We start from the raw sequence: 19,856 nt of genomic DNA, 5'->3' as shown, positions 1-19,856 counted from the left end.
GCTCCTTCCCCTACTTTCGGAAAAGGTAACGGGACGCGGGCGCTGCGAGCAAGAAGATCGCGGCCACCGGCCGTGCGCGTGACAATTTCCGCCGCCCCGATCCGTCCGCACGTGACAAGCGCTGACCTGCATGACCCTTCCCAGCGGGGGCGTTCCCATGCGCGTGACAAAGAAATCGGAGCGGCTTGTTCGGCCGGAATCGCGGAGGTAGTTTTCGCTGAAATTCCCCCATTCCCTGAGGTGACGACCCGTGAGATTTTCGTGGAAGTCGAGAAAGCCCGCGTACGGCTTGGCCGCCGCTACCGTCGCGGGGGTCGCGGCGACCGTCGTGCTCGTCGGGGCCGGGCCGACCGAGGCCGCGCCGGTGAGCTTGACGCTGAACTACAACTGCCCGTTCCCGCTGATCGGCGACCAGGTGCTGGCGGTGAAGATCGACACGAACCTGCCCGACAACGCCGTCGCGGGTGCCTCGTCGACGCCGATCACCTTCGACGTCGACGTCACCGTGCCGGAGACCGCCACCGAGGGCCTCGCCCTGGTCGGCGCCACCTCGCTCGACGGCTCGGCGAAGGCCGCGGCGCAGCTCAAGTACCCGGTCGACAAAACGCTGAACCTGAACCTGCCGCTGACCATCGCGTCGACGCCGGTGCCGCCCTCGGGCGCGTTCCACGTCAAGAGCAGCGGCAAGGCGCCGGCGGTGACGTTCCCCAGCCCCGGCACCGCGTCGGTGACGGTCGGGAACTTCAGCACCACGATGACCCCGCGCACGGCGGACGGCCAGCCGACCGACCTGGGCACGTTCACCTCGGACTGCGTCGCCGTCCCGGGCCAGAACCAGCAGCTGGGCACGTTCGAGATCAAGCCGGCGGGCGGCACCACGACGCCGACGACCCCGACCACGCCCACGACTCCCACCACGCCGACGACTCCCACGACGGAGCCGACGACCCCGACGACGGAGCCGACCAGTCCGACCACTCCGACCACTCCGACCACGGAGCCGACGACTCCCACGACGGAGCCCACAACTCCGACGACCGAGCCGACCACGCCGACCACGGAGCCGACCACTCCCACGACGGAGCCGACGACCCCGACGACGGAGCCGACGACTCCCACCACGGAGCCGACGACCCCGACGACGGAGCCCACGACTCCCACCACGGAGCCGACCACGCCGACGACCGAGCCGACGACCCCGACGACGGAGCCGACGACTCCCACCACGGAGCCCACCACGCCGACGACGGAACCGACCACGCCGACCACGGAACCGTCGACGCCCACCAGCGAGCCGACGACCCAGCCGACCACGCCGCCGGGCGGCGTCGAGGTCAAGTACTCGGTCAAGGGCAAGTCGGTCCTCAAGCAGCTGCACGCCACGCTGCCGCTCGGCCCGGGCAGCCTGGACGCGAAGCTCGACGCCGCGTCCGGCAAGTTCGGCGCCCAGCTCGCGCTGCCGAAGTCGGACGTGGACTTCCGCGTCCTCGGCTTCATCCCGGCGTCCGCGACGGTGAAGCTCGACCAGGTCGGTGCGATCAACGGCACGCTCACCGGCGGTGCGGTCAAGGCGAACGCGCGGATCGACGTCCAGCTGACCAAGGTGCGGGTCTTCGGGTTCCCGATCCTGCAGTCGAAGTCGTGCCACACGGTGAAGCCGGCCGACGTGCCGCTCGTCTCGGCGCCCGGGTTCGACCCGCTCAAGGGCGGCAAGCTGACCGCGACGTACGGCATCCCGCAGTTCACCGGGTGCGGGTTCCTGACCGGACTGATCAGCGGGCTCACCTCCGGCCCCGGCAACAAGCTGGAAGTGACCCTCACCAAGAAGTGAAGTAGTGGCGCGAAAACGCAGACCCGCGTGACAAGAACGTGAACAACCCTTGTCCCGCAACGAGAATCGTCAGTAGCTTCGGAAAGGATCGCCTTCGATGAGGAAGTCCGAATGTCTTCGCTGACCCGGTTCTCGCTGCCGCTCGTGCTGGCGCTGGCCGCGTTCTCGTTGGGTGCCGCGGAAGCCGCACCCAACGAGGACGCGACTCCGGCGCCGGCGCAAGCGGCCGCCGCGCCGATCCCCTTCGGGTTCACCCTCGGGGACGCGCAGCAGCCGACCACGAGCCACGTCGCCAAGCTCGGGTCGGACATCGCGTTCCCGCCCGGCACCTTCGACGGCGCGCTGGGCGGCCTCACCAGCACCGTGCCGATCACCGGCAAGTTGAACATCCCGCCCACCGACGGCTACTTCGTCGCGTTCCGGTTCATGGGCACCACCGGCCGGGTCGAGATCGTCCCGGACGGCGACGCCACCGGCACGGCCACCGTGCACACGGGCAAGGACAAGGACTGCAAGGCCACGCAGACGAACATCTGCGCCGACACCGACGTGACCGCGAAGGTGTTCATCAAGCTCTCGAACGTGAAGGTGGACGGCAAGGCGCTCGACGTCGGCCCGGACTGCCGGACGGCGCAGCCCGCGTCCGTGACCATCAAGGCCCTGGTGCCGATTTCGCTGCCGGCCCCGCCGGTGAAGGTGACTTCGACGTTCAGCACGCCCGCGTTCGCCGGGTGCACCGGGCACGAGGACCTGAGCCGGCTGCTCACCGGCTTGGTTTCGGGGCCGGGCAACACCTTCGTTTCGAACCTCACGTTGCGCTGCTTCAGCGCCGGGTGCAAGCAAGCATGACCACCCTGCTCAGCGAAGCTCCCCGGAAAGCGGCCAACGGCCTGCGCGAATTCGGGCGCATGTGCGCCATGGGCCTCGACATCGTCCTCGCGATGTTCCGCCGCCCGTACCAGGTCCGCGAATTCGTCGAGCAGTTCTGGTTCATCGCCAGCGTGTCCATCATGCCGGCGATCCTGGTGTCCATCCCGTTCGGCGCGGTCATCTCGCTGCAGCTCGGGTCGCTCACCAGCCAGATCGGCGCCCAGCAGTTCAACGGTGCCGCCAGCGTCCTGGCCGTCGTGCAGCAGGCGAGCCCGATCGTGACGACGCTGATCATCGCCGGCGCGGGCGGCAGCGCCATCTGCGCCGACCTCGGCGCACGCAGCATCCGCGAAGAGATCGCCGCGATGGAGGTGCTCGGCGTCTCGCCGATCCACCGGCTGGTCGTGCCGCGGGTGCAGGCCGCCGTCGGCGTTTCCGTGCTGCTCAACGGCTTGGTCAGCGTCGTCGGCGTGCTGGGCGGCTACTTCTTCAACGTGATCATCCAAGGCGGCACGCCCGGCGCGTACCTGGCCAGCTTCAACGCCCTCGCGCAGCTGCCGGACCTCGTCGTCAGCTCCGTCAAGGCGGTGATCTTCGGCTACCTCGCCGGGGTGGTCGCGTCCTACCGCGGCCTGAACCCGAAGGGCGGCCCCAAGGGCGTCGGCGACGTCGTCAACCAGTCCGTCGTCATCACCTTCCTGCTGCTGTTCTTCGTCAACACCGTGCTGACCGCGCTGTACCTGCAGCTCGTCCCGGCGAAGGGAACCTGAGTGGCCATCCTCGGCAAACCCGGCGACCGGCTGTTCGAACTCGGCGACCAGCTGATGTTCTACGTCCGGGCGATCGCGGCCGTCCCGCTCGCGGTGACCCGCTACTTCCGCGAGGTGGTGCGGCTGCTGGCGGAAGTGACGTTCGGCAGCGGCGCGCTCGCGGTGATCGGCGGCACGATCGGCGTGATGGTCGGGCTGTGCGTGTTCACCGGCGTCACCGTGGGCCTGCAGGGGTTCAGCGCGCTGAACCAGATCAACATCTCGGCGATGACCGGGTTCCTGACGGCGTACTTCAACACGCGCGAGATCGCGCCGCTCGTCGCCGGGCTCGCGCTTTCGTCCACAGTGGGCAGTGGCTTCACCGCGCAGCTGGGCGCCATGCGGATCTCGGAGGAGATCGACGCGCTCGAGGTGATGGCCGTGCGGAGCATGCCGTACCTGGTCACCACCCGGATCGTCGCGGGGTTCATCGCGATCATCCCGCTGTACGTCATCGGGCTGCTGATCTCCTACCTCGGCTCGCGGCTGACGACCGTCGTCTTCTTCGGCCAGTCCGGTGGCACCTACGACCACTACTTCACGCTGTTCCTGCCGCCCGGTGACGTGCTGTGGTCGTTCGGCAAGGTGCTCGTCTTCAGCGTCGGCGTGATCCTGACCCACTGCTTCTACGGCTACCGCGCTTCCGGCGGGCCGGCCGGGGTGGGCGTCGCGGTCGGCCGGGCCGTGCGGACGTCGATCGTGCTGATCAGCGTGCTCGACCTGTTCCTGTCCCTGGCCATCTGGGGCGCGACGACGACGGTGAAGGTGTCCGGATGAGCCGTTTCGCCACGCAGCTCGCCGGGGTCGCGTTCCTCGGCGTGCTCGTGCTGCTCGGCTACCTCGCGGTCGCCATCTACGACAAGGACTTCGACGACGCCGAGCTGGTGACGCTGAAAGCGGATCGGGTCGGCAACCAGCTCGCGCCGACCGCCGAGGTCAAGGTCAAGGGCGTACCGTTCGGCGAGGTCCGGGCGGTGCGCAGCACGCGCACCGGCGCCGAGATCGACCTGGCGCTCGACCCGGCGAAGATCGGCCAGCTGCCCGGCAACGTCTCCGCGCGGCTGCTGCCGAAGACCGTTTTCGGCGAGCGGTACGTCAACCTCGTGCTGCCCGATCGTCCACAGGGGAAGCTCGCCGCGGGGGACGTCATCGCGCAGGACCGCTCGTCGAGCGCGATCGAGCTCGAACGCGTTCTCGGCGACCTGCTGCCGCTGCTGCGCGCAGTCCAGCCGCAGAAGCTGAACAGCTCCCTCGGCGCGATCTCACAGGCCCTCGACAACCGGGGTCAGCCGATCGGCGACAGCATCGTGAAGCTGCAGGACCTGCTGGCCCAGCTGAACCCGCTGATGCCGCAGTTCAAGGCGGACATCACCGGCCTGGCGAACGCGGCGGACGTCTACACCACCGCCGCGCCGGACATCCTGCAGGCGCTCACCGACCTGTCGACCACCGCGAAGACCATTGTGGACACCCGAGCCGACCTCGACAACCTCTACACGAGCGTCACCAGCGCCACCGGGCACCTGAACGACTTCCTGCGGAAGAACAAGGACAACATCATCGGTGTCTCCGCCGCGAGCCGCCCGTCGCTGGAGCTGCTTTCCCAGTACTCGCCCGAGTTCCCGTGCCTGTTCGACGCGGTGAACCGGCTCAAGCCGCTGATGGAGAAGGCATTGGGCAAGGGCACGAACGAGCCGGGGCTGCACGTCACGCTCACCGTGCAGGACCCGCGCGACAAGTACGTACCCGGCCGGGACACCCCGCGCTTCGACGCCACCGGCGGCCCGAAGTGCTACGGCGGCGGGGCGGCGGCCTCGGGTGCCGCCTTCGCGACCGACGGCGATCTCGGGCCGGCCAACTCCCCGGGGGAGCGGCAGCTCGTCGCCGAGCTCCTGAAGCCGGCGCTGGGCGCCGTGCCGGACTGGAGCAGCGTCCTGATCGGACCGGCGCTGCGCGGAACGGAGGTGACCGTCCGATGAGGAGCATCGCGGGGCCCGCGATCAAGGGCCTGATCTTCTTCTTCGTCACCGCGGTCGCGACCGGCGTGCTGGCCATCACGATCGCCAACGCCGGCGTCGGCTCGACGATCGGGTACACCGCCCGGTTCACCGACGCGACGTCGGTCAACCCCGGCGACGAGGTCCGCATGGCCGGCGTCCGGATCGGCCAGGTCGACGCGGTGCGGGTCGTCGAGCACCGCCTCGCCGACGTCGACTTCTCCGTCGACCTCACGCACCGCCTGACCGCGTCGGCCGCGGTCACCATCCGCTACCGCAACCTGGTCGGGCAGCGGTACCTCTCGGTCGACCCCGGTGCCACCGACACCTCGCCGACGCTGGCCGAGGGCGCCGAGATCCCGCTGGACCGGACCACGCCGGCGCTCGACCTCACCGCGTTGTTCAACGGCTTCAAGCCGCTCTTCCAGGCGCTCTCGCCCAACGACGTCAACCAGCTGTCGTTCGAGATCATCCAGGTGCTGCAGGGCGAGGGGAGCACGATCGAAAGCCTGTTGCGGCACACGGCGTCGCTGACGTCCACATTGGCCGGGAAAGACGCCGTCATCGGGCAGGTGATCGGCAACCTCAACACCGTCCTCGACACCGTGAACGCCCAGGGCGACCAGTTCGACGCGCTGGTCGACACCACCGCGCAGCTGGTCACCGGCCTCGCCGCGGACGCGAAGCCGATCGGGCAGGCGATCGGCGGGCTCGGCGAGCTGACCACCGCCACCGCCGGGCTGCTGGAGCAGGGGCGGCAGCCGCTCAAGGACAGCATCACCGCGCTCGGGGACCTGTCGAAGAACCTGGCCGACAACACCCCGGTGTTCCAGCAGTTCGTCGACAACCTGCCGAAGAAGCTCGACCGGATCGGCACGCTGTTCTCCTACGGCTCGTGGGCGAACTTCTACCTCTGCTCGGTGGAGACCGACGCGAAACCGGCGCCCGGCGGCCCGCCGCCCGGCATCCCCGTCACGGCCGGGAGGTGCCGGTGAAACCGCCCCGCGTCAAGCCGTTCCGCTCGCGGAACCCGATCGCCGTCGGTGCGGTGACCGCGCTGGTGATGGCCCTGTTCGGCAGCGCCACCTTCTTCTCCGACGACCTGCCGCTCGTCGGCGGCGGCACCACGTACCGGGCGGATTTCCACGAGGCCGCCGGGCTGAAGCCGAACGACGAGGTCCGGGTGGCCGGGGTGAAGGTCGGCGAGGTCACCGACGTGCGGCTGGCCGGCGACCACGTCGAGGTGCTGTTCCGGGTCAAGGACACCTGGGTCGGGAACCGGACGACGGCGGCGATCAAGATCAAGACGCTGCTGGGCCAGAAGAACCTCGTGCTCGACCCGGTCGGCAACGGCGAGCTGGACCCGGCACAGCCCATCCCGCCCGAGCGCACGAGCTCGCCCTACGACGTCACCACGGTCTTCAACGACCTGGCCGGCACGGTCGGCGCGATCGACACCGACCAGCTCGCGCAGGCGTTCCGCACGCTGTCCGACACGCTCGGCGCGTCGGCCCCGCAGGACGTGCGGACCGCGTTCGACGGCATCGCCGCCTTGTCGCAAACGCTTGCCTCGCGCGACGATGAGCTGGTCAAGCTGTTCCAGAACACCAACCAGGTGTCTAAGACGCTCGGCGAGCGCACCGGCCAGATCCAGGCGCTGATCCGCGACGGCAACACGCTGCTGACCGAGCTGAACGCGCGCAAGGACGCGATCGCGCAGCTGTTCAGCGGCATCAAGAACCTCTCGATCCAGCTGCGCGGGCTGGTCGCGGACAACCAGAAGACGCTCGGCCCGGCGCTCGACCAGCTCGACCGCGTCGCAGGAGTGCTGCAGCAGAACCAAGGGAAGCTCGAGGACAGCCTGCGCCTGGCCGGGCCGTTCTACCGGCTGCTCGGCAACGCCGTCGGCAACGGCCGGTGGATCGACACCTACATCTGCGGCCTGATCCCCACCGGCAGCACGCCGGGAAGCTGCCTGCCGCCGAAGAACGGGGGACGCTGATGGCGCACCAGCTGATCGACCTGGGAGCGCAGGCACGACGGCGGACGCGACTGCGCGCGCTCACCGTCGGTGTCCTCCTCGCCCTCGTCGTCTCGGCGGCGTGGCCGATCGCGACCGCACCCCGGGAGCGGACGCTGACCGCGTACTTCACCGCCGCCGTGGGCATCTACCCCAACTCCGACGTGCGCGTCCTCGGTGTCGCCATCGGGTCGGTGTCCAAAGTGGAGCCGAACGGCACCGACGTCAAGGTGACCATGACGCTCAAGCCGGATGCCCAGCTGCCCGCGGACTCGGGAGCTGTCGTGATCACGCCGAGCCTGGTCGCCGACCGGTACGTGCAGATCACGCCCGTCTACCGCGGCGGGCCGCAGCTGCCCGACGGCGCTTCGATCCCGCGGGAGCGCACCGCGACCCCGGTCGAGGTCGACGACCTGCTGCACAGCCTCAACCAGCTGATGTCCGCGCTGGGCCCGCAGGGGGCCAACAAGGACGGCGCCGTCAGCGAGGTGCTGACCAAGTCGGCCGAGTACCTCAGCGGCAACGGGCAGACCATCGGCACGGCGATCAAGAACCTCGGCGAATTCGCCCGCGCCGCGAGCGATTCGAAGGACGACCTGTTCGGCTCGGTGGACAACATCAGCAAGTTCACCGCGATGCTCGCCGCCAACGACGGTCAGGTGAAGCAGGCGATCTCGCAGATCGCTTCGCTGAGCAAGGTGCTGGCCGACCAGCGCGACCAGTTCTCCGGCGCGCTGACCGAGCTGACCCAGGCGCTGAGCGTCGTGCAGGGGTTCATCAAGGACAACCGCGGCAAGGTCCAGACCGATGTGGACAAACTCGCCGACGTCACGAAGATCCTCGTCAACCAGAAGGATTCCCTCGCCGAAGCGCTGCAGGCGGCGCCGAACGCGCTGACGAACCTCCTGGGCGCCTACGACAAGGCGAACGGGACCCTCGACGGCCGCGGCAACCTCCTCGAGTTCCCGGAGGGGAAATGAAGTCCCTGGTCAAGCTCGCCGCCGTGGTGACGCTCGCGCTGGTCACCACCGGCTGCGGGCGCGGCGTCAGCGTCTACGACATCCCGCTGCCCGGCGGCGCCGCGCTCGGCGACCACCCGATCCACGTCACCGCGAGCTTCACCAACGTGCTCGACCTGGTGCCGCAGTCCGGCGTCAAGGTCAACGACGTCCCGGTCGGGCAGGTCGTGAAGGTGGAGCTGGCGCCGGACGGGCGCAGCGCGATCGTGGACCTGCTCCTCAACGGCGACGTCGACCTGCCGGGCAACGCCGTCGCGCGGCTGCGGCAGGCCAGCATCCTCGGCGAGAAGTTCGTCGAGCTGGCCGCGCCGCCCGACGCGACGCCGTCGGGCCGGCTCCTCGACGGGGCGACCATCCCGCTGGAGGGGTCCACGCTGACGCCGGAGATCGAGGAGGTCTTCGGGGCGTTGTCGCTGCTGCTCAACGGCGGTGGTGTGGCTCAGGTCCAGAACATCAGCCACCAGCTCAACGAAGCCCTCGGCGGCCGCGAGACCGCGGCCCGCAGCCTGCTGTCCTCTTTGGACGAATTCGTGCGCGGCCTCGACGAGCACCGCACCGAGATCACGCGGGCGATCGAGAGCGTCAACAAGCTCGCGCAGACGTTGAACGCGCACACCGACCAGATCACCACCACGCTGAACGGCCTCACCCCCGGCATCGGCGTGCTCAACCAGCAGCGCGAGGCGCTGGTCGGGATGCTCAAGTCCCTCGACGGCCTGACCTCGGTCGCCGTCGACACGGTCAACCGCAGCAAGGACGACCTGGTCGCCGACCTCAAGGCCCTCGAACCGCTGCTGCGGCGGCTGGCCGACTCCGGCGACAAGCTGCCGAAGGCGATGGAGATGATCTTCACCTTCCCGTTCCCGGACGCGGCGCTCGACACCATCCGCGGCGACTACCTCAACGGCTTCCTCAAGGTGGGTCACTGATGCTGACCCGGTTCGTGCGCCTGCAGGTGACGATCTTCGTGGTCATCGCCGTGCTCGGCGTGGCCTACGTCGGAGCCACCTACGCCGGTCTGGACAAGGTGTTCTTCGACCGCGGCTACACCGTGAAAGCGCAGTTCCCGACCGGCGGCGGCATCTTCGCAGGCGCCGAGGTCACCTACCGCGGGGTCCCGATCGGCCGGGTCGGCGAGCTGCGCCTGACCCCGGCCGGGATGGAAGCCGACCTGGAGATCGACTCGGGCACCGCGCCGGTCCCGGCCGACACCGAGGCCGTCGTCGCGGACCGCTCGGCGGTCGGCGAGCAGTACGTCGACCTGCGGCCACGCAGTGCCGGCGGGCCGAAGCTGGGGGACGGGTCGGTGATCACACAGGCCGACACGAAGATCCCGCTGCCGGTCGACGTCGTCTTGTCGACGGTGGACACGTTCGCCAATTCGGTGCCCAAGCCCGCGCTGCGCACGGTCGTCGACGAGCTGTACAACGCGACCACCGACGCCGGTCCGGCGCTGGACCAGCTGGTCGGGCGCGGCATCGAGTTCGTGCAGGCGGCGAGCGCGCACGTGGCGCCGCTGACCCGGTTCGTCACCGACGCGCACGTCGTGCTCGACACCCAGGTGCAGCAGGCCGGCGCGATCCGCGAGTTCGGTGCCAACGCGAAGCTGCTGGCCTCGACGTTGAAGCGGGCCGACGGCGACCTGCGCACGCTCATCCCGGCGGTGCCGGCCGCGGCGAACGAGGTCGGCGCCCTGATCCGCGACTCCGGGCCGCAGCTGGGCGTGCTGCTGGCGAACCTGCTGACCACCGCGGACGTCCTGGAGAACCGGCGGGACGGGCTGCGGCAGCTGCTGATCACCGCACCGCAGGCGGTCGCGGCGGGCAGCGCGGTGATCCGGCCGGACGGCGCCCACTTCGGGCTGTCGCTGACCTTCTTCGACCCGCCGCCGTGCACGACCGGGTACACGACGCCGTACCGCGACGGCCTGGACACCTCGACCCGCCCGTTGAACACGGCCGCGCGCTGCGCGCTGCCGAGGGGCAATCCGACGAACGTGCGGGGTTCGCAGAACGCACCGGGAGGACGGCCGTGAAGATCCTGACGTGGCTGGCCCCGGCGGCCGCGGTCGTGGCGACCGCGGCGGCCGGGTGGTCCGGGTTCACCTGGTGGCAGGCGGCGCACGACGACGGCGTCGCGCGCGCGGTCGTCCGGGAAGACGCCTTGCAGGCGGGCCGGACGGCCGTCGCCGGACTGACCACTTTGGACTACCACCGGGCGGCGCCGGGTTACCAGCGCTGGCTGGACCTCTCCGGCGGCGCCCTGCACGACGAGCTGGCGGCCGACCGGCAGGGCAGCCTCGACCGGATCGCCCAGGCGAAGACGGTCACCACCGGCAAGGTCACCGACGCCGCGGTGACCGAAGTGGACACCGGTGCGGGGACGGCGAAGCTGATCGCGTCGGTCGAACTGGTCGTCGCACCGGACGGCGGTGACGCCGTGACCAAGCGCAACCGGTTCCAGGCCGACCTGACGCGCGGGCCGGACGGCTGGCACGTCACCGGGCTCGGCCAGGTCCCGGCCGGGGAGGCACCGTGACCGTTCCGACGAAGAAGCGAGCCGTCAAGGTGGCCGGGCGCCACCACGACCCGGAACCGGAACCGGGCACCGAACCGGACCCGCCCGCCGCCCCGCACCGCCGTTCGTGGCTGGTGTTCGCGGTGGTCGCCGTGCTGATGGCCGGGGTCGCCGGCTGGTGCGCGATCGAGGCGCGGCAGACGAACGCTGTCGTCGCGCACAACAGCGCGCTCGCCGACGTTTCGGGCACCGCGGACGCGGCGAAGCAGATCAGCGCCGCGCTCGGCACGGTCTTCTCCTACCGCTTCGACGACCCGGCCAAGAGCGAGCAGGCGGCGAAGGACGTCCTCACCGGTCCCGCGCTGGCCCAGTACGACCAGCTCTTCGGCCAGGTGCGCAAGCTCGCCGCGGACCAGAAGCTGGTGGTCACCTCGACCGCCGTCGCGGCCGGCGTGAAGCTGCTGGACGGCGACCGCGCGGCGCTGCTGGTGTTCCTCGACCAGACCGGGACGCGGGGCGACGGGCAGCGCAGCACCGGGGCCGCGCAGCTGAGCGTCACGGCCGAGCGCGCCGGCGGGAAGTGGCGCGTCACCGGGATGTCCGCCGCCTGAGAATGCACGAGGGACCGATGCTCACGAGTTCTGAACGGGCCGCCGGGGCCACGACGCTTTCGACGCTCCTGACCGCCCGCGCGGCGGCCTCGGGCACTGAGAGAGCGCTTACCTTCCTCGGGCCCGAGGGGACGACGGTGACCTGGGCCGAGCTGGACGGCCGGGTCACCGCCGTCGCCGCGGCCCTGCGCCAGGTCACCGAACCCGGGCAGCGCGTGGCGATCCTCGTCGCGCACCCGGTCGAGCAGGTCGTCGCGTTCCTCGGCGTGCTCCGCGCCGGGCTGGTCGCGATCCCCGCCGGCCCGGACCGCGCCCGCGTCTTCGCGGACGCGGAACCGGCGATCGTGCTGGCGACTTCGGCGACGGTCGCGGCGACCCGGCGCTTTCTATCCACTTTGGACACGTGTGGCCACCGCGTGCTCGCTGTGGACGCCGTGCCCGCGGCACCGGGCTTCACCGAGGACCCGGTGCCCGCCGAAGACGTGGCCTACCTGCAGTACCCGGGCGGGGTGATGGTCACGCACGCGAACGTCGTCGCCAACGCCCGGCAGGCGGCGCCGGTGCTGGGGCCGGGGACGCTGGTGAGCCGGTCGCCGCTCAGCGATCCCCTGGGCCTGCTGCTCGGCGTGGCCGTGCCGCTCACCACCGGCCGGCCCGCGGTGCTCGTCGAGCGGCTGGAACCGCTCGAGGCGCTCGGGCCCGTGACGACGTTGGCGAGCACCACCGACCCCGAGCTGGACCGGCTGCGCGAGGCGGTCGGGCAGCTGCGGGTCTGCTACCGCGTGCCCGAAGCGACCGCGCTGGTCGCGTGCGGGCACCCGGCGGGCCAGCGCGTCGCGATCGTCGATCCCGGCGGACGGCGGCTGCCCGCGGGCGAGGCCGGCGAGATCTGGGTGAGCGGGCCGAACGTCGCCCGCGGCTACTGGAACCGGCCCGAAGAATCGTCCCGCGTCTTCTGCGCCATCCTCGCCGGGGACGACGAACCCCGGTGGTGGCTGCGGACCGGTGACCTCGGCGTGCTCGACGAGGCGGGCGAGCTGTCCATCCTGGACGAAGACTTTGCCGCCGGGCACCACCCGCGCGACCTCGAAGCGACCGCCGGGGAAGCCCATCCGGCGATCCGGGACGCGGCCGCGTTCGCCGTCCCCGGTGCGCAAGTCGTGCTGGTCGTCGAGCTGGCCTCGGGAATCGTCCCGCCGCGCGGCGTGGTCGAGCGGGCCGTGCGCGGTGCGTTGGCGGAGCGGCACGGGCTCACGCCGCGCCGGGTCGTCGTGCTGAGCGCGGGCGCGCTGCCGGGGAACCGGGCCGAGTGCCGGGAAAGCTACCTGGCCGGTCTGTCCACACCGGACGGCCTCCGGTGACCGGGCCGGTGGAGGACGAACGCGCGTTGTCGCCGGGCGTCCCGTTCGCCACCCGGGCGTTCGAGGTGACCTGGCCCGAAGCCCCGTTGCCGCCGGCGCCGCCGCTGCCGCCGGGGTCGTGGCTGCTGCTCACCGACGAGCACCCGGCCGCGCTGGCCCGGGCCGTCGCGCTCGCGCTGTCGCTGGCCGAGACCGGGGACGAGGCCCTTTCCCTGCCCCAGGACGACTTCGGCGAGCTGCCCGGGTTCCTGGCCGGCCGCCGGGTGCGCGGCGTCGTGTTCCTCACCGGGGCCCCGCACGCCTACCACGACCCCGAGGACGCGCGCGAACTCCTGCAGGCGGTCTCGTCGGTGGTCGCGCGGCTCGACCGCGGCGTCCGCTTCCACCTGGTGACGCAGGCGCGGGGCGAGCCGGGGCTGGTGTTCCTGCGTGGGCTGATCCGGGTGCTCGCCTGCGAACGCCCGGACCTGCGGGCCAGCATCGCCGACTTCGACGTCCGGTCCACTGTGGACGCGATCGCACGGGAACTGCGCGCGGACGCGCCGGAAGACGAAGTGCGCTGGCGCCACGACGTCCGGTACGCGGCACGGCTGACGCGGGTCCCGGTCGCGCCCGAAGTGCCGGCCGGGCCGGGGGCGTACGTGGTGACCGGCGGGTTCGGCGCGCTCGGACTGGCCACCGCGCGGTGGCTGGCGGACCACGGAGCCACCCGGATCGTCCTTTCCGGACGGCGCGGCGGGGTGGCCGACCTCCCTGGCGTCGACGTCGTGGTCGTCGCCGGTGACCTCGCCGACTCCGGCGTCGCGGACCGCTTGATCGCCGAAGCGACGGCGGGTGGCGTGGCGTTGCGGGGGATCGTGCACGCGGCCGGGGTGTTCGCCGAGGACGCCGAGACCGTGTGGCGGGCCAGGGTGCTCGGTGCGCGCCGGCTGCACGAGGCGATCGCGGAAATCCCGCCGGTCTGGTGGCTGCTGTGCTCGCCGGCGACGGCGCTGTTCGGTTCGCCGGGCCGGGTCGGGGACGCGACGGCGGACGCGTGGCTGGACGCGTTCGCGGCCTGGCGGCGCTCCCGCGGGCTGCCCGCGGCGATCACCCGGGTCGGCACCGGGCAGCTCTCGCCGGCGGTCTGGCGGCCGTACTTTTCTTCCGTGCTCGAGGAATTCGTGCACCGGACCGACCTGTTCGGGGAGGACGCGTCAGGCGTCTGACGGCAGCCGTCCGGCCAGCAGGCCGCGGAAGTGCGGGCAGGTCATGATGTCGTCGTGCGGGCAGGGGCCACCGCCGAGCAGGTCGAGCGCGGCCTGCGTCCGGGCGAGCCGGGCTTCCAGCCGCCGCCGGTGCCCGGCCAGCAGTTCCTCGCGCGCCGACGCGGTCGGGGCGGCCAGCACCGCCCGGATGTCGGCGAGCCCGAGGCCCGCCTCCTTCGAGACCAGGATCGCCGCGACCCGGTGCTGGTCGGCATCGCTGTAGCGACGGCGGTTCCCGGCGCGTGCGGGGGCCAGCAGCCCTTCGGCCTCCCAGTGACGCAGCACGTGGGACGGCACCCCGAACCGGGCCGCCACCTCGCCTATTGACTTCATGCCGACATTAAGTCCCAAGATGGCGGCCATGTCCACGTTGCTCGCTCTCCTGGATTCCTTCGACGACCGGCCCGCCGCCCGCGACCTGCGCGAACTCACCTACCGCGGCCTGACGGGCACGGTGGTCGACGTCGGCTGCGGCGGCGGGCGCGCGGTCGGCGAGCTGGCCGCCCGCGGCGTCCGCGCCATCGGCGTCGACCTGAACGCCGCCATGGTCGAGGCCGCCGCCGAGCGCTGGCCGGCGGGCGAATTCCACGTCGCCGACGCGACCGCGTTGCCCCTCGGCGACGGCGCGGTCACCGGCTACCGCGCCGACAAGGTGCTGCACGCGCTCCCCGATCCCGGGGCGGCGGTCACCGAGGCCTGCCGGGTGCTCGCGCCGGGCGGGCGCGCGGTGCTCACCGGGCAGGACTGGGACGCCATCCTGATCGACTCCGACGACCCCGGCCGCACCCGCGCGCTCGTCCACGCCCGGGCGGACCGGCTGCCGCACCCGAGGGTGGCGCGGCGCTACCGAAACTTGTTGCTGGACAACGGGTTCACCGGCGTGACGGTGGAGGTGCGCACGGCGGTCTGGACCGACGCCGCGTGCCTGCCGATGCTCGCCGACCTCGCGGGCGAAGGCGACTGGCTCGAAGAGCAGACGGCGAGAGCCCGCGACGACCGCCTGTTCGTGGCGCTCCCGTTCGTGGTGGCGGCCGGCGTCCGCTGAGCCGGCCGGGCGATGCGCGGTGGAGGGCTCACGCTTCGGCGGCGCCGTAGCGGAGGCCGTCGACGAGGACGGCGACCATGCGCCTGCCGTGCCCCGGCTCGCGCCCGGGTGCGGGCTGGCACAACAACGCGATCGCGTGCAGGAGGTCCTCGGCGCCGAGGTCGCCGCGGATCGCACCGTCGGCGGCCGCCGCGTCGAGCAGAGCCGTGAGCGTGGGCCCCAGCCGCTCCATGAAGTAGCCGGGCAGCCCCTCGAACGCCGGATCGCCCGAGTGCAGAGCCGAGGCGAGCCCGCGCTTGGTCCCGAGGAGCTCGACGAACCGGTCGATCCAGAGCGAAAGCGCCCGCTCCGGCGGGTGGGCGGCGCTCAGCTGGGGGCCGGCGTCGGCGACGGCGTCGATCCCGGTCCGCACGACGGCCTTGACCAGGTCCGAGCGCTGCGGGAAGTGCCGGTACAGCGTGCCGACGCCGACTCCGGCGAGGTCGGTGATCTCCTTGGCCGGCGCGTCCACGCCGGAGGTGGCGAAGACCGTCCGCGCCGCCTCGATCAAGGCCTCGACGTTGCGCTGGGCGTCGGCACGCCGGCGTCGGGTCTCCTGGGTCACTTCGCCCCTCTCGGTTGCATAACCGGAAAGCTTTTCCGTATAGTTCCGGAATAGCTTTCCACTTACGGCCAGCGTACGGCATCCGCGCCGGCCGGCACCCCGACGGGAAGAGACCCCCATGCACTACCGCACCCTCGGCCGGACCGGGATCAAGGTCAGCCCGTACGCGCTCGGCGCGATGATGTTCGCGACGTCCTTCGGCAACCCCGACCCGGACGACTCCGCCCGCATGATCCACAAGGCACTGGACGCGGGCCTCAACTTCATCGACACCGCCGACGCCTACGGCGACTCCGAAGAGGTCGTCGGCAAAGCGTTGCGGGGCCGCCGCGACGACGTCGTGCTCGCCACCAAGTTCGGCCGCCAGGTCGGCGACGACCCGCACCACCAAGGCGCCTCCCGGCGCTGGATCGTCACCGCCGTCGAGAACTCGTTGCGGCGCCTGCAGGTCGACCACATCGACCTCTACCAGCTGCACCGCACCGATCCCGCGACGGACGTCGAGGAAACGCTTTCCGCGCTGACCGACCTGCTCCGCGCCGGCAAGGTCCGCGCGATCGGCACGTCCCAGAGCCTCGCGTGCGACATCGTCGAGGCCCAGTGGGTCGCCGAACGGCGCGGCCTGGCGCGGTTCCGCGCCGAGCAGGCGGCCTACTCCCTCCTCAACCGCGGCGTCGAACGCGAAGTGCTGCCGCTGGCCCAGCGCTTCGGCATGGGCACGCTGATCTGGGGCCCGCTCGGCCAGGGACTGCTCACCGGGCGCGTCCGCAAGGGCGAGCGGAACGACCTGCGCCGGGCCCACCTGCTCAAGCACCTCAGCGACGAGCGCCGGCTCGACGTCGTCGAGCAGCTCGTTCCGCTGGCCGCCGAAGCGGGCCTGCCGATGACCCACCTCGCGATGGCCTTCGTCATCGCCCACCCCGGCGTCACCAGCGCGCTGCTCGGCCCGCGGACCATGCCCCAGCTCGACGACCTGCTGGCCGGCGTCGACGTCCGGCTCACCGACGACGTCCTCGACCGCATCGACGAGATCGTGCCGCCCGGCACGAACGTGGGCGCGCTCGACCAGAACTACCAGCCGCCGGCCGTGCACGACCCGGGCCTGCGCCGCCGTCCGCTCGCCGAACGCGCCGCGGCCTGAGCCGGGGACGGGCCAGGATGCGTGAGGCGGTACGGATGCGACGCCCTCGACGGCGTGTCCGCGCAGGCGGCGGTCGGCCGGGCCGGTTACCCGGCTACGTCAAGGTCGCGCGCAGGGCGAGGATCATCTCGAAGCGGTCGTCCGGGTTGCGGAGGTGGTCCGCGAACAGGGTTTCCAGCTCCTGCGCCCGGGCCCGGACCGTCTGCGGGTGGATCGCCAGCCGGTCGGCCACCTCCCGGACGTTGCCGCACGTCTCCAGCCACGCGAGCAGCGTGCCCGCCAAGCGGTTGTACTGCTTCGGCGTCAACGCCGTCAGCGGGGCGAGCCGGCGGCGGCAGACCTCCGTGGCGAGGAACGGTTCCTTGCGCAGCCACAGCGTCGCGAGGTGGTCTTCGCACCAGGTCAGCGGCTCGTCCGGGAGAGCGTCCGCGGCCACCAGGCGCAAGGCCTCCTGCGCCGTCGCCAGTGACCGGCCCGCCTGGCGGGGCGGCACCGGCGGCCCGACCGCCGCGCGGTGCCCGGCCAGCGCGGCCGTCAGCGCGTCGCGGTCTTCGGGGGCGGCCAGCAGCAGCCGCGGTGTCCCGTCTTCGAAGTCCTCCAGCGCGTCCAGGCCGCTGACGTCGGCGGCCTCGTCGAGCGCCACCGCGACCAGCCGGTGCGGCAGCGGCCACTCCGCCGCCGTCGAGGCTTCCTGGACCGTCCGGGACGGCGACGGCGGGTCCGCCAGCAGCAAATCCAGCAGCCGGCGACGGCGCCGTTCCAGTGCTCCCGCGGCACGGGCCTGCGCCGCCGCGTGGCCTTCGATCGACAACGCCGACAGCTCGTCGATGTAGGCGAAGATCGCCTCGGCCAGCAGGCACAGCGTCGCCGACGGCACGCCGGCGCGCGTGCCGACCTCCGCCATCCGGCGCCAGGTCACCCGCGCGCCGACCCGGTAGGCCGCCTGCAGGACGTCGAGGTTGCGGCCCTGCGCGAGCTCGTGCACGCCGAGCCCGACGAACAGCTTCCGCCGGTCGTCGGGCGCCGGGCCGGACGCGGCGATCCGGTCGATGAACTGCAGGATCGCCGCCTGCACGCCGGCCCGCAGCGCCTTGCCGAACGCGCCGTCGAGCGGCCGCGCGTAATCCGGGATGGTCCGCTGGATCTCGCGCAGCACCTCGTCGGCGACGTCCAGCAGCCGCGGCCGGAACACCGCGGCCAGCTCCCGGGGGAGCAGGGCCCACAGCTGGCCCGGCCGCCCGTCGCCGCCGAGCATCGGCCCGTACGTCGTTTCGACGGGGGGTCCCGTCATCGCCCACCTCATCGTGGTCAGGAACCGAGGAGAGCCTCCGCGCGCAGGGCGATCTCCATGTCGAGCCGGTCGTCGGCGTTGTTCAGCCGGTCGCCGAACAGGTCGATCAGCTGGTGCATGCGGTACCGCACGGTCTGCGGGTGCACCTTGAGCCGTTTCGCGATCTCGGGCGCGCTGCCGCGGGACTGCAGCCAGATCAGCAGCGTTTCGCCGAGGCGCGCCCGCTGCTTCGGGGTGAGGTCCTTGAACGGCTCCAGGCTGCGCGAACACAGCTCGCGGACCAGGAACTCGTCGGCGAGCAGCCACAGCGTGGACAGGTGGTCGGTGCAGCGCGTCACCGGTGCGTCCGGCAGCACGCCGCGCTGGACGAGCTTCAACGTCCGGCGCGCCCAGAGCAGCGACCGCGGTGCGTCGGTGAGCCGCACGGTCGGGCCGACCACCGCGCGCCAGCCGCGCAGCCGCTCGGACAGGTTGGTCAGGTGCTTGGCCGGGTCGCCGGTGACCAGGCACGGTTCGCTGCCCTCGAGGTCGACGAGGACGTCGGAGTGCAGGTCCGGCGCGGTGAGGCTGTGCTGGTCGGCGCGGGGTTCCAGGGCGACGACCGTGACCTCGGCCGGCAGCGGCCACTGCGCGGTGGCGGCCTGCGCGGAGATGGTCTGCGGTGCGGACGGCGGATCGGCGAGCAGCAGGTCGAGCAGCCGTCTCCGGCGGCGCGCCCGGGTGCCGGCGGCCCGCGTCTGGGCCGCCGTGTAGCCCTCGATCGACAGCGCGGAGATCTCGTCGACGTAGGCGAAGATGGCCTCGGCGCTGGTGCACAGCGTGTCCGCGGCGAGGCCGGCGGCCTGCCCGAACTCCGAGATGTGCCGCCACGCGACCCGCCCGCCGACCCGGTACGCGGTCTGCAGGCAGTCGAGGCTGCGGCCTTCGTTGAACTCGATCTTGCCGAGGTTGCGGAACACGGTCGTCCACGTCTCGAGCGGGACGGCACCGGGGGTGCCGACACTGTCGAGGCACTGGATGATCGACTGCCGCACACCCTGGGTGATGATGTGCCCGAACGCGCCTTCGAGGGGCTGGCGGTACTCGGGCACCGCCCGCTGGACCTCCTGCAGGATGGCGCGGGCGAGCGGGTCGACCCGCGGCTTGAACCGCACGGCCAGTTCGCGGGGCAGCGAAGCCCACAGCCCGATGGCGCCGGAAACGCGCCCGTGCTGGGGGTCCGCCGGGGTTCGAGGGGCGGGTGGGTAGGCGTGCCGGGGCCGGTCGGCCGACACGGACTGCTGCCGGTGAGCCGGTCCGGAAGAGCGCTCGCCGGGATGAGGCCGGTTGACCCGCAGTGCGGGGCCGGCGAACCCGGTGTCCACGTCGGTCATGTTTTTATCCTTGCTGGCAACAAAATCAGCCTCTTCGTCGTCGAAGCCGATCCAGATTTTGTGGCTCAGGCAACATAATTTCGCGCGAACGGCACTGTCAACGGGTTCTCCGCTGACTTC

The 19,856-nt window shown here is 71.7% G+C and carries 20 protein-coding genes; 16 read left to right on the top strand and 4 right to left on the bottom strand.

Features of this window, described 5'->3' with window-relative positions; translation table 11 throughout:
* Positions 1–250: 250 nt before the first annotated feature.
* The 14 genes from ACLJQM_RS16515 (at position 251) to ACLJQM_RS16450 (ending at position 14,243) form a co-directional block, all read left to right on the top strand.
* A complete protein-coding gene (locus ACLJQM_RS16515) occupies positions 251–1,831 on the top strand; it encodes a DUF6801 domain-containing protein (RefSeq protein WP_410631927.1) in 1,581 nt (526 codons plus the stop codon).
* Between the two features lie 111 nt (positions 1,832–1,942).
* A complete protein-coding gene (locus tag ACLJQM_RS16510) occupies positions 1,943–2,680 on the top strand; it encodes a hypothetical protein (RefSeq protein ID WP_360765805.1) in 738 nt (245 codons plus the stop codon).
* The gene (locus tag ACLJQM_RS16505) at positions 2,677–3,471 is read left to right on the top strand and encodes an MlaE family ABC transporter permease (protein ID WP_247019412.1); all 795 of its coding nucleotides are present in this window, start codon (positions 2,677–2,679) and stop codon (positions 3,469–3,471) included. Before ACLJQM_RS16510 ends, ACLJQM_RS16505 begins: the two co-directional genes overlap by 4 nt.
* A 54-nt stretch (positions 3,472–3,525) precedes the next feature.
* A complete protein-coding gene (locus ACLJQM_RS16500; protein WP_225958070.1) occupies positions 3,526–4,287 on the top strand; it encodes an MlaE family ABC transporter permease in 762 nt (253 codons plus the stop codon).
* Complete coding sequence (locus tag ACLJQM_RS16495; protein ID WP_410631926.1) at positions 4,284–5,489, top strand: MCE family protein; 1,206 nt, start codon at positions 4,284–4,286, stop codon at positions 5,487–5,489. The genes ACLJQM_RS16500 and ACLJQM_RS16495 overlap by 4 nt, the downstream gene beginning before the upstream one ends.
* On the top strand, positions 5,486–6,502 hold the full coding sequence (locus tag ACLJQM_RS16490; RefSeq protein WP_360765810.1) for an MlaD family protein: 1,017 nt from the start codon (positions 5,486–5,488) through the stop codon (positions 6,500–6,502). Before ACLJQM_RS16495 ends, ACLJQM_RS16490 begins: the two co-directional genes overlap by 4 nt.
* A complete protein-coding gene (locus ACLJQM_RS16485; protein WP_360765812.1) occupies positions 6,499–7,509 on the top strand; it encodes an MCE family protein in 1,011 nt (336 codons plus the stop codon). The genes ACLJQM_RS16490 and ACLJQM_RS16485 overlap by 4 nt, the downstream gene beginning before the upstream one ends.
* Entirely contained in the window at positions 7,509–8,507 is a 999-nt protein-coding gene (locus tag ACLJQM_RS16480) for an MCE family protein (RefSeq protein ID WP_410631925.1), read from the top strand. Before ACLJQM_RS16485 ends, ACLJQM_RS16480 begins: the two co-directional genes overlap by 1 nt.
* A complete protein-coding gene (locus tag ACLJQM_RS16475; RefSeq protein WP_410631924.1) occupies positions 8,504–9,475 on the top strand; it encodes an MCE family protein in 972 nt (323 codons plus the stop codon). The genes ACLJQM_RS16480 and ACLJQM_RS16475 overlap by 4 nt, the downstream gene beginning before the upstream one ends.
* The gene (locus ACLJQM_RS16470) at positions 9,475–10,581 is read left to right on the top strand and encodes an MlaD family protein (RefSeq protein WP_410631923.1); all 1,107 of its coding nucleotides are present in this window, start codon (positions 9,475–9,477) and stop codon (positions 10,579–10,581) included. The genes ACLJQM_RS16475 and ACLJQM_RS16470 overlap by 1 nt, the downstream gene beginning before the upstream one ends.
* Positions 10,578–11,084: a hypothetical protein gene (locus ACLJQM_RS16465; protein ID WP_410631922.1), complete on the top strand. Its 507-nt coding sequence runs from the start codon at positions 10,578–10,580 to the stop codon at positions 11,082–11,084. The genes ACLJQM_RS16470 and ACLJQM_RS16465 overlap by 4 nt, the downstream gene beginning before the upstream one ends.
* Positions 11,081–11,674 (top strand): hypothetical protein, encoded by a 594-nt coding sequence (locus ACLJQM_RS16460; RefSeq protein WP_360765823.1) that lies wholly within the window; start codon positions 11,081–11,083, stop codon positions 11,672–11,674. The genes ACLJQM_RS16465 and ACLJQM_RS16460 overlap by 4 nt, the downstream gene beginning before the upstream one ends.
* Before the next feature lie 17 nt (positions 11,675–11,691).
* Positions 11,692–13,035: an AMP-binding protein gene (locus ACLJQM_RS16455; RefSeq protein WP_410631921.1), complete on the top strand. Its 1,344-nt coding sequence runs from the start codon at positions 11,692–11,694 to the stop codon at positions 13,033–13,035.
* Positions 13,032–14,243: a KR domain-containing protein gene (locus ACLJQM_RS16450; protein WP_360765829.1), complete on the top strand. Its 1,212-nt coding sequence runs from the start codon at positions 13,032–13,034 to the stop codon at positions 14,241–14,243. The genes ACLJQM_RS16455 and ACLJQM_RS16450 overlap by 4 nt, the downstream gene beginning before the upstream one ends.
* Here ACLJQM_RS16450 and ACLJQM_RS16445 read toward each other — a convergent pair.
* Positions 14,232–14,645, bottom strand: coding sequence for a MerR family transcriptional regulator (locus ACLJQM_RS16445; RefSeq protein ID WP_410631920.1), 414 nt, complete (start codon positions 14,643–14,645; stop codon positions 14,232–14,234). The two genes, ACLJQM_RS16450 and ACLJQM_RS16445, sit on opposite strands and share 12 nt — an antisense overlap.
* On the opposite strand from ACLJQM_RS16445, the gene ACLJQM_RS16440 reads away from it, so the two are divergent.
* On the top strand, positions 14,644–15,327 hold the full coding sequence (locus ACLJQM_RS16440) for a methyltransferase domain-containing protein (RefSeq protein WP_410631919.1): 684 nt from the start codon (positions 14,644–14,646) through the stop codon (positions 15,325–15,327). The two genes, ACLJQM_RS16445 and ACLJQM_RS16440, sit on opposite strands and share 2 nt — an antisense overlap.
* A gap of 28 nt (positions 15,328–15,355) precedes the next feature.
* Here ACLJQM_RS16440 and ACLJQM_RS16435 read toward each other — a convergent pair whose 3' ends face one another.
* Positions 15,356–15,931: a TetR/AcrR family transcriptional regulator gene (locus ACLJQM_RS16435; protein WP_360765836.1), complete on the bottom strand. Its 576-nt coding sequence runs from the start codon at positions 15,929–15,931 to the stop codon at positions 15,356–15,358.
* A 118-nt stretch (positions 15,932–16,049) separates the two neighbouring features.
* On the opposite strand from ACLJQM_RS16435, the gene ACLJQM_RS16430 reads away from it, so the two are divergent.
* Complete coding sequence (locus ACLJQM_RS16430) at positions 16,050–17,072, top strand: aldo/keto reductase (RefSeq protein WP_410631918.1); 1,023 nt, start codon at positions 16,050–16,052, stop codon at positions 17,070–17,072.
* A 94-nt stretch (positions 17,073–17,166) separates the two neighbouring features.
* Here the strand turns inward: ACLJQM_RS16430 and ACLJQM_RS16425 are convergent, their stop codons facing one another.
* Together ACLJQM_RS16425 and ACLJQM_RS16420 are read right to left on the bottom strand one after the other, a co-directional pair.
* Positions 17,167–18,363, bottom strand: coding sequence for a helix-turn-helix domain-containing protein (locus ACLJQM_RS16425; RefSeq protein WP_410631917.1), 1,197 nt, complete (start codon positions 18,361–18,363; stop codon positions 17,167–17,169).
* A 17-nt stretch (positions 18,364–18,380) separates the two neighbouring features.
* A complete protein-coding gene (locus ACLJQM_RS16420) occupies positions 18,381–19,736 on the bottom strand; it encodes a helix-turn-helix domain-containing protein (RefSeq protein ID WP_360765844.1) in 1,356 nt (451 codons plus the stop codon).
* Positions 19,737–19,856: the final 120 nt, after the last annotated feature.

It is taken from the genome of Amycolatopsis sp. cmx-4-83 (assembly GCF_046548815.1).
GTDB lineage: Bacteria > Actinomycetota > Actinomycetes > Mycobacteriales > Pseudonocardiaceae > Amycolatopsis > Amycolatopsis pretoriensis_A.
The sequence above is the reverse complement of the archived record's forward strand: the minus strand, read 5'-3'. Positions and strand labels throughout refer to the sequence as shown.

What these genes read in the sequence shown, in the direction of transcription:
- ACLJQM_RS16480 (WP_410631925.1), top strand. Translation starts at nt 7,509, where the DNA reads ATGGCGCACCAGCTGATCGACCTGGGAGCGCAGGCACGACGGCGGACG.
- ACLJQM_RS16455 (WP_410631921.1), top strand. Translation starts at nt 11,692, where the DNA reads ATGCTCACGAGTTCTGAACGGGCCGCCGGGGCCACGACGCTTTCGACG.
- ACLJQM_RS16430 (WP_410631918.1), top strand. Translation starts at nt 16,050, where the DNA reads ATGCACTACCGCACCCTCGGCCGGACCGGGATCAAGGTCAGCCCGTAC.
- ACLJQM_RS16475 (WP_410631924.1), top strand. Translation starts at nt 8,504, where the DNA reads ATGAAGTCCCTGGTCAAGCTCGCCGCCGTGGTGACGCTCGCGCTGGTC.
- ACLJQM_RS16490 (WP_360765810.1), top strand. Translation starts at nt 5,486, where the DNA reads ATGAGGAGCATCGCGGGGCCCGCGATCAAGGGCCTGATCTTCTTCTTC.
- ACLJQM_RS16445 (WP_410631920.1), bottom strand. Translation starts at nt 14,645, where the DNA reads ATGGCCGCCATCTTGGGACTTAATGTCGGCATGAAGTCAATAGGCGAG.
- ACLJQM_RS16440 (WP_410631919.1), top strand. Translation starts at nt 14,644, where the DNA reads ATGTCCACGTTGCTCGCTCTCCTGGATTCCTTCGACGACCGGCCCGCC.
- ACLJQM_RS16510 (WP_360765805.1), top strand. Translation starts at nt 1,943, where the DNA reads ATGTCTTCGCTGACCCGGTTCTCGCTGCCGCTCGTGCTGGCGCTGGCC.
- ACLJQM_RS16425 (WP_410631917.1), bottom strand. Translation starts at nt 18,363, where the DNA reads ATGACGGGACCCCCCGTCGAAACGACGTACGGGCCGATGCTCGGCGGC.
- ACLJQM_RS16470 (WP_410631923.1), top strand. Translation starts at nt 9,475, where the DNA reads ATGCTGACCCGGTTCGTGCGCCTGCAGGTGACGATCTTCGTGGTCATC.
- ACLJQM_RS16500 (WP_225958070.1), top strand. Translation starts at nt 3,526, where the DNA reads ATGTTCTACGTCCGGGCGATCGCGGCCGTCCCGCTCGCGGTGACCCGC.
- ACLJQM_RS16495 (WP_410631926.1), top strand. Translation starts at nt 4,284, where the DNA reads ATGAGCCGTTTCGCCACGCAGCTCGCCGGGGTCGCGTTCCTCGGCGTG.
- ACLJQM_RS16505 (WP_247019412.1), top strand. Translation starts at nt 2,677, where the DNA reads ATGACCACCCTGCTCAGCGAAGCTCCCCGGAAAGCGGCCAACGGCCTG.
- ACLJQM_RS16420 (WP_360765844.1), bottom strand. Translation starts at nt 19,736, where the DNA reads ATGACCGACGTGGACACCGGGTTCGCCGGCCCCGCACTGCGGGTCAAC.